The 8,357-nt window shown below is 56.8% G+C and carries 8 protein-coding genes and 1 tRNA gene; 2 read left to right on the top strand and 7 right to left on the bottom strand.

Annotation, left to right across the window (positions count from 1 at the left end; genetic code table 11):
* Positions 1-357: 357 nt before the first annotated feature.
* The gene (locus tag HMPREF7545_RS07690) at positions 358-882 is read left to right on the top strand and encodes a flavodoxin (RefSeq protein ID WP_006695147.1); all 525 of its coding nucleotides are present in this window, start codon (positions 358-360) and stop codon (positions 880-882) included.
* 276 nt (positions 883-1,158) lie between these two features.
* Here HMPREF7545_RS07690 and HMPREF7545_RS07685 read toward each other — a convergent pair whose 3' ends face one another.
* Complete coding sequence (locus HMPREF7545_RS07685; RefSeq protein WP_040571303.1) at positions 1,159-2,082, bottom strand: DUF3829 domain-containing protein; 924 nt, start codon at positions 2,080-2,082, stop codon at positions 1,159-1,161.
* A gap of 166 nt (positions 2,083-2,248) precedes the next feature.
* Entirely contained in the window at positions 2,249-3,244 is a 996-nt protein-coding gene (locus HMPREF7545_RS07680) for a hypothetical protein (protein ID WP_006695145.1), read from the bottom strand.
* Positions 3,245-3,466: 222 nt separating this feature from the next.
* On the opposite strand from HMPREF7545_RS07680, the gene HMPREF7545_RS07675 reads away from it, so the two are divergent.
* Positions 3,467-3,542: transfer RNA gene (locus tag HMPREF7545_RS07675), tRNA-Thr, on the top strand.
* A 234-nt stretch (positions 3,543-3,776) separates the two neighbouring features.
* Here HMPREF7545_RS07675 and HMPREF7545_RS07670 read toward each other — a convergent pair.
* The 5 genes from HMPREF7545_RS07670 to HMPREF7545_RS07650 form a co-directional block, all read right to left on the bottom strand.
* The gene (locus HMPREF7545_RS07670; RefSeq protein ID WP_248681299.1) at positions 3,777-4,502 is read right to left on the bottom strand and encodes a hypothetical protein; all 726 of its coding nucleotides are present in this window, start codon (positions 4,500-4,502) and stop codon (positions 3,777-3,779) included.
* A gap of 326 nt (positions 4,503-4,828) precedes the next feature.
* Positions 4,829-5,461: a hypothetical protein gene (locus HMPREF7545_RS07665; protein ID WP_040571302.1), complete on the bottom strand. Its 633-nt coding sequence runs from the start codon at positions 5,459-5,461 to the stop codon at positions 4,829-4,831.
* A 62-nt stretch (positions 5,462-5,523) separates the two neighbouring features.
* Positions 5,524-6,180, bottom strand: a complete 657-nt coding sequence (locus HMPREF7545_RS07660) for a hypothetical protein (RefSeq protein ID WP_006695142.1) — start codon at positions 6,178-6,180, stop codon at positions 5,524-5,526.
* A gap of 188 nt (positions 6,181-6,368) precedes the next feature.
* Positions 6,369-7,547 (bottom strand): hypothetical protein, encoded by a 1,179-nt coding sequence (locus HMPREF7545_RS07655; protein ID WP_040571301.1) that lies wholly within the window; start codon positions 7,545-7,547, stop codon positions 6,369-6,371.
* A 61-nt stretch (positions 7,548-7,608) separates the two neighbouring features.
* Positions 7,609-8,343: an NAD-dependent protein deacylase gene (locus HMPREF7545_RS07650; RefSeq protein WP_006695139.1), complete on the bottom strand. Its 735-nt coding sequence runs from the start codon at positions 8,341-8,343 to the stop codon at positions 7,609-7,611.
* Positions 8,344-8,357: the final 14 nt, after the last annotated feature.

The raw sequence follows: 8,357 nt of genomic DNA, 5'->3' as shown, positions 1-8,357 counted from the left end.
TATCGCTGCAAACAACTTCTCGGAGGAAATTGTGGCACAGGTGGAGAGTGAACAGGTGCGTGAGGTGCTTCGCTACTATCAGATAAAGAAGTAGAGGCTCTTATCCGCAGGAAAACTTGATTTTCAAGCCCGCCCTTATGGCGGGCTTTCTTATGGAATAAAGTTAGAGTAAGGTTCATATATATGGAGAGGGAACTGTTGAATACGCTGTATAATAGCAGACTTTTAGGATGTTTTGGGCGAAAAGGTCTTATATAAGCTTTTCTTATGAAACGGCATCTATTTTCAAATTGCTTCCCGCTCCGATCGGGTATAGAATGAGCACAGAGTTCAGGAAACGAGAATAGGAGGATCGATATGGCCAAGAGTCTGATTGTATATTTTTCGCGCAAGGGACAGAATTATTCGAACGGGAGCATTAAAAGCCTTGCGAAGGGGAATACGGAGGCTGTCGCGGAGATGATCGCGGCGGCGGTGGGCGGCGATCTCTTTGAGGTGGAGCGCACGGAGCCGTATCCGGAGAACTATGACGCCTGCACGCGGGAGGCACAGCGGGAGGCGCAGGAGAAGGCACGCCCCGCGCTGGTGAAGTATCTCGACAGCATCGATGCCTATGACACGATCTTCGTCGGCTATCCGAACTGGTGGGGGACGATGCCGATGCCCGTGTTCTCCTTCCTGGAGCGCTATGACTTCACGGGCAAGCGCGTTGCGCCGTTCTGCACCCACGAGGGCAGCGGACTCGGCAAGAGCGAGAAGGATGTGCGCACGACATGTGCGGGCGCCGAGGTGGGAAAGGGCCTCGCGGTCAAAGGCTCGCAGGCGGCGGAGTCGGCAGCGTCCGTGACGCGCTGGGCGAAGGCGGCGGCGGAGCGGGCATGATCCTTTGCAAAAGGAAATGAGGGAAACAGCTTGATCAAGCAGATGTGATACTTCCAGGCAGTGGTGCGTCTCGGGAGTTTCACAGAGGCGGGAAAGTTTTTCTGCCAAAAGAACTTTGTATAGAAGTGGCTTACGGATCTAGGCTTTATCGGAACGTAAATAAATCGCGGCAACCAAAACCCCCGAGGACTTCCTCGGGGGTTTTGATTGTATTCTGCTCAGTGACGCAGCCGTGAGAGCCGCTCACCGGCATTCTGCTGCGGCAATGCCGGCTTGTTACTTCTTCTTGTCCAGATCGCCGAGGTCGAGGTTCTGTGAGGAACGCACGAGATCGTTGAAGTCGTCGATGACCTCGTTGGCATCCTCTGTGCCTGCGACATAGCTGCGGAACGTGCCGATGAAGCGGTTGAGGTTGGACTTGTAGGAGCCGAGCGCCGGCACATCCGGCACTTTGGCCGCGAGGTCGTTGATCTCTGTGATCTTTGCCTCGGCGGCGGCCTTGTCGACGGCATCACTGTCCATCATATCCGCGAGCTCGCGCGTCTTGATGCTCAGCTCGATGAAGTTGGCGGCGTTCGTGCGGCCCTCCTTGCGCATGTCCTCGAGCTGGGCGAGGCGCACTTCCTTGAACCGTTCCGTGACGACGGCGTCGAACTTGTCATACGCCGGTTCGAACTTGTCATAGAGAGGGAGGAACTGCGCCGTCATCTTCGCAGCCTCCGCGTAGTCGTCCGCCAGGTAGCCCTTGGACGAATAGTAGCTGTCCATCTTGTCCGCGAGCGGGGCGAGGTCGTTTAGGATCGCGAGCACGGCATCCGCCTCCGCGTCGATGTCCTTGAAGACGCCTGCGGTCTGCGGATTCGCACGCGCCTCTTCGAGATCTTTCTTCAGATCGGAGAAATGCGGGAGCGCGATGCTGGTCTGGCGTTCGCCGCTGCGCAGCTTCTCGAGCGAGGGGGTGATGGCGAAATCGAAGGTGACGATGATATGATTGTATTTGTTGGTTGCGTCGAGATAGGGGGCGATGGCGTCTACTTTGTCCTCGGTCGTATTGCCCGCGAGGAGCCCGTTGATGCCGGATGCGGCGGATTCTCCCTTGTCATCGCTGCCGAAGCAGCCCGTGAGGAGTGCAGCGGGTGCGAGCAGGAGACCGCCCACCATGAGAACGGAGAGGGCGCGGCACATCGGATTCTGAGACATGAAAATCCTCCTTTGTTTGCAGCAGGCTGAGAGCGCAGGACTGCGCATTTAAACTACATTAGTACTGTTGCTAGTATAGCGCAGCAGCATATTTGTGTCAAACCGGAGAAAAAGCCGCTGTCGTCTGTGTGATTCCGATGAGATGCGGTACCGATCAGTGTATGGCTCAGGCTGCCTGCTGCATTGAGCCGCGGATGATCTCCGTGATGATCTGTGTCCAGTTGATGCCGCGCGTGTTTCCGTCCCGGCGTGTCTGCTCCGCTTTGTGCTCGGCGCGGCGCAGTCTCATCCAGAGTTCGTCGTCGCTCTTGTCCGAGGCGTCCCATGCGCTCTGCAGCTCGTCTGCGGCCTCCTCGTAGCGTCCTGCGTCGTAGTAGATCTGACCGCGATACTGATGCAGGCGCCAGATGGGATAGAGTTCATTCGTGTGCGGCGTGCGTTCTGCCGCGGCAAAGTCCGCGAGCGCGAGCTTGTCGCTGCGCAGCTCATAGTATGCGCGTCCGCGCAGATAGTAGGCGTAGGAGCGCGCGCTGCCCGTGACGCTCGGGTCGTCGATGAGCAGGGAGAGGTCGGCGATGGCATGTTTCTCCTCGCCGCGTTGGATCATCGCTGCCGCATCGTCAAAGATGCGCCCGAGGCTGTAACTCTGCTCGAGCTGTGCGCCGATCTCGGCCTTTTCCGCGCCCTGCGCACGCTCATAGCGGGCGAGGAGCGCATCGTTCTGGCGCTTCAGGTCGTCGCGTTCTTTCTGCAGACGTGCGAGCTCCGCTTTGTTCTGTCCGAGCGCCGCGAGATCAACCTTTGACGTATCTACCTCGCAGACGAGGTGCACGCGGTAACGCCATGAGTCGCCGATGAGTTCGGGCGTCGTCTGTTCTCGGATGACGCGCAGCACCGTGCCTGCAACCATGCGCACCTCGTCCTTGGTCAGCGTGAGGTTCTGCGTCTCGGTGTATGTCTCAACGTAGACGCCCGCCTGCTCGGTTGCCGAGCGCATCGCCTCCTGTCGTGCGGCGTCACGGGCGATCTTCGGCGAGTCGTTGTCGCCCATGACGTAGATTCCCTCCGCCTCGATGGTCTGCGGCGCGGCAGCGGCATCTGAGGCCGCGGTGAGAAAGAACAGCGCGCACAGCATAGCGGCGCGCAGCATGTGTTGTATCATTCATTTCACTCCCTGATCACTGGGGGGCTCTTGCGAGGATCCCCCATAGAGATACATTCGTATTTTATTTCGTATTGTTCCAAAACTTCCTTAAAGATGCGTGAAATAAGGATTAGTCCCTCATAATGTTCGTCGCCCGAAAAGCACAGAAAAATTTTCTGCCAGGGTTGACAGGACCGCCGCCCTCGGTTATAATTCCACTATCGCCGATGGGGCGGTAGTGCTGATTTAGCTCAGTTGGTAGAGCAGCTCATTCGTAATGAGCAGGTCGTAGGTTCAAGTCCTATAATCAGCTCCATTTGAACAGCGAAGGCTTCCGAGAGATCGGAAGCCTTTTTATCATTATGAGGGGGGCTTTGCAATGCAGGGGCGTGTCTATTTCTATGCGGTCAGCGCGGTTGTGATCTGGTCGACGCTCGCGGCGACGGCAAAGAGCCTCCTGACGACGATTCCGGCGTTCGGGGCACTCTTCCTGAGCAGCCTCACCGCACCTCGGGGAAGAGCTGAGCAGCGCTCCTCGCGCTCGTGCTCATCATGGGCGGGATCCTGCTGCAGAATGTGCGGCGGAGGTAGGGGGCTTTTTTATGTCGGTGCTGATTTTTACAGAGGCTAGGAGGTCATCTGCGTGATCGGCAATCGTATTGTCGTGCGCGTCATAGACTAACTGGACGAGCCAGATATCGTCTTCATCAGAGATGAAAAGGGCGTCTGCGATGAGGTCCCGTCCATCTTTCTGAAAATATATGCTGAATCGATGTGCCGGATTGCCGCTTTGTATCAGTGATTCGTCGCGGCGCACCTCCCAGACCCTCGCCCCTTTCAGTGCTGTCACACTGTCCCTGAAGCCTGCAATTGTCGTGTTAAATCGCTGTTCGATGGTGGATTCCCGTTCTGCAGGAGATGGCAGGAAATGGGAGCCCATTACAACGAGCGGCAGAGGAGCACCGTTGTTTTGAAAGGAAGAGTTGATAAAAGTAGTGGGGCCTGTGTAGCTGGGATGGTAGGAGAATGGCTGCGTGTATTGCGGAAGATTCATCGCCAGTATAGCGTCGTTGTGGTGAAATTTTGTTTCTTTCACACGGAGCAGAGAACGTAACGCAGCACCATCTTCTGCTGATGTTGCTAATAATATGGAATCCGTATCCTGCTCTATCCGTAATTCTGCTGTATCAATATCGGGCTTCATTTCTGCCGAGACGGTCGGCATGAACAGGAGTACGGCGCAGATGGTCAGTGCATAGATTGTTTTGATGGACATAACAGGCTTCCTTTCGTGTGCCCCGGGCACTACGGCTGAAATGAAGTCGGTTGGTTGGCGCAGATTTTTTGTCTGAACGAGATGGGCAACTGGATACGTGCTTCCCTTTCGGTGATCCATGTATCTGTCTTGCCGCGGATGAGCAGGATCTCAGTGATGATGTTTTGGCCATGATGGAGCGACCGCACGGTCAGCCGCCGTGCGGGACAGCCGTTCTGATGTTGGCATTCGTCGCGGAGAAATTCTCGCTTCCCTGCGGGGCGGTCAGAATGCCATGGATCGCCCGGCGGCATGAGCGCTGAGACTGCGGCGGTGGAAGCTCCTGTTTACTTCGATGTGCGCGGTGCGCTGAAGATAGAGACCCTCCCGGGCGAAGCGGATGTGAGGATGGTGTCGATGCTCTCACCGAGTTCTTTCTCGCTCGGCGCGGATGTGTAGACGGCCTCGATGTTCCACTCACCGCGGTCCGTGAGGATGATCAGCGTGTCGTAGATCGTCTGCGATGCATCGCCTTCGGTGCGGACTTGCGTCAGACGTCTTGCCAGGCGGCTGTCGATGGTGAGTGTCTCGTCGCGTGTGGTCTGCGTGCCTGTGGGACGCGTATGCTCCTTGGTGTAGCGGGCAACGCTCTTTTTCAGCTGTTTGGGGCTCGTCGGATCATACTGAGCGGTGCCGGTCGGGTTGGCGAAGGGAATGTGCGTGACACGCAGCGTCAGCGCATGGTCCTTATATGTACCTTGAAAACTTTCGCAGGAAAAGACCTGCTGACCGGTCTCCTTCCGCTCCGCTTTGAACGTGCCGGGCGGGAGCACGAGCTCCAGCGCATCGCCACGGTCCGTGAACGTTGACGCGCGCAGCTCAAGCAGGAGCGGATTGACCGCGACCTCTGCGTGTGCCGTTCCGGCAAGCAGAAAGAGCATGAGGATCAGAATGTGTACAAGAAATTTTCGGCTGAACATGGGAACGACCTCCTTTGCATATGCGTACTGCATCCGATAGGAACAGCGCGCGGATGTGGATATTATTTTTCTTCGCTTTTGCTGATCGTTACGGTAGATAGAAGACTGTCTGCGTGGTAGGGGATGATCGGATCACTGGTGTCGTACATCAGCTGGATGCTCCATATGTCGTCTTTGAAGGAAAGAAACAGGGTGTCTGTGATGATTTCCCGTCCGTTTACCAATGATCGTATCGTTAGTCGTCGTGCCGGAGAACCGTTTTGCTGCAGGGATTCATTGCGCTGTAGTTCCTTCTCTTGCAGCTTTGCAGATGTCATGATGCTGTCGAGAAATCCCGCAGCTATTTCGTCCAAGCATTGGTCCGCCGTTTTTGAGGCCGCGTCTGACGCAGGAAAGAAGTGGGTGAGTAACATGGCCAACGCCAGAGGCGTTTTGTAGTAGTTCGCGAATTGATTGTTGATAAAGACGGTGTCGCCGTTGCGAAGATGCTGTTGGACGAACGGTGTATTCGTCGAGGGGATGTCCATCGTTAGGACAGAGCCGCGGTCGTGGAATTCGCCGATTTTGACGGACATAACGGGGATGGTCGGCGCAGGGAGATGACGTACCTCCTCCGGCGTTTCCTCTGCACTGGCGTATGACTGGATTTCCGCATCCACCGGTGCGCAGACAAAAAAACATAGGAACGTAAGACACAGCGGTATCATTTGTCGGAGCATTAACGAATTCCTTTCTCTAACGAAACGCAGCTGAAATGGAGTCGGTTGATCGGCGCAGACGTTTTCGTCCGCATGAGGTGAAAAGAGAGACGCACAACAAGGGCTGTGTGGAGAATTTTCCGTCGAAGCATGGAAAAATGTGTCAAGGGCGGCTGCCTAAATGTATCTGTGATTTTCTTGGCAGGTTCCTATGCGCCGATTTTTATGGAGGATAAGAGAACGGGAACAAGCTCCGCCAGTACAGTGTCCTCTGCATAAAAGGTCAGCTCGGCGATCCATGTATCTGTCTTGCCGCGGATGAGCAGGATCTCGGTGATGATGTTTTGACCTTGATAGTGCGCCTGCACGGTCAGCCGCTGTGCAGGGCAGCCGTTTTGGGATTGGACGTCGTCGCGGAGGATCTTTTTCTCGCTTCCCTGCGGGGAGGTCAGGATGCCTTGGGTCAGCAGCGTCGTTTGTTCGTTCAGACGCTCCTCCATGGATCCGCTCGTTTGCCCTGCGTCTGTATCGGGCGTATGGATCAGCACGGCGGACAGGGCAAGAGGCGTGTCATCGTGTGAGAATCGGTTGCTGGTGAAGAATGTGCCCTCCGTGCGCGAGGTGTCGACGGAAAACGGCACCCCAGAGGTTGGCAGCTGCATTGTGAGAGCGCTGCCGCGGTCGCGGAGTGTTGTCGTGCTGAGCGCGGGGGAAGATGCATCGCTGTTCTCAGCGGCTCTCTTTGTGAACTCGATGGGCTGTATGCCGTCCATGTGAACGCGAGGCACTGTCGCCTCGGCAGAGCTGAGTTTGACAGAGGTCAGTATCGTGTCGATACGCCTTTCCTGCTGTGCGCTCGGGGCGTGGCACAATATACTGATGCGCCAGATCCTCCCCTCGTCGGCAATGAAGAGAAAGTCACGCCGTGCAGCACCCCCGTTATAGGAGAGGCTGATCATCCATGCAGGATGTTTGTCCCGCGTGAGCAAATATTCGCGGATGATGCGGGGGGCGGAATCGGATGCGGGGATGGTGGAAATAAAATTGTGCGCATAGTCGGAGAGCTGATTTATCGTATCGCCGTCCTTGGAAAAGGCGGCATTTTCTTCCCAGGAGATTCCAATGTAGAGGGCATCACGATCCCCTGACGAGAATGTGTTTCCGACAAATCCAAAATCGTTTCCCTCCGGTTTCGTCGAAAAACGTCCCAGCTGGCAGTATTCCAGCGGCGGCAGATCGATGGTGAGGCGTGCGCCGAATCCCTCCAGTGTCGTTGCCTGCAGAGCTGCTGCCCACGGGTTGGTCTCTGTCTTTTCCTGTGCCGAGACCGTTGCCGCAGCGAGGAGAAGAGCGCAGACGGTCACTGCGAGAATCTTTCTGATGGACATGGAAACCACCTTGTTTTGTGTCTGATGATGCTGTGTGCGCGCCGTACGCTTGGTGTTCGGATCAGTGTACCTCCGGCAGCGCAGCATGCAGCACATCACCGATCGGTTCGCGGATGACGAGCTCTGCGCGGCGGTCTGCACGCGTCTCGCTCTTGTTGATGAGGACGAGATGGTCGCCGCGGAAGTAATCGATCAGCCCCGCTGCGGGATAGACAATGAGCGACGTGCCGCCGATGATGAGCGTGTCCGCCGCACGGATCGCGGCAACGGCCCCTTCGATCGTTGCGGTATCGAGACTTTCCTCATAGAGCACGACGTCGGGGCGGACAGTGCCGCCGCAGGAGCAGTAGGGGATGGGTGTGTGCTCCATGATGTAGTCGAGCTCGTAGTGCGCGCCGCAGTCCATGCAGTGCGCGCGGCGGATGGAGCCGTGCAGCTCGTAGACGGTCTTGGAGCCAGCCGCCTGATGGAGCCCGTCGATGTTCTGCGTTACGATCGCTGCGAGATGCCCGCGCCGCTCGAGCTCTGCGAGCGCGGTGTGGCCCAGATTCGGCGCAGCATCGAGATAGACGAAGCGCCGCCGGTAAAAGTCGAAGAACTCCTCCGGATGCGCCATGAGAAAGCTGTGCGACGCCATCTGTTCAGGACTGAACTCCTGATGCAGCGTCTCACTGTATATCCCGCCCGCGCTGCGAAAGTCCGGAATGCCCGACTCGGTTGACATGCCCGCCCCGCCGAAGAAGACCGCGCGGCGGCTTTGGCTGAGGATGGTGCGAAGTTTTTCGATGGAATCCATGATTGTCCTCCTCT

The sequence above is a fragment of the Centipeda noxia ATCC 43541 genome, assembly GCF_000160555.1.
Taxonomy (GTDB): Bacteria; Bacillota; Negativicutes; order Selenomonadales; family Selenomonadaceae; genus Centipeda; species Centipeda noxia.
This window is presented reverse-complemented; position numbering and strand designations above follow the sequence as displayed.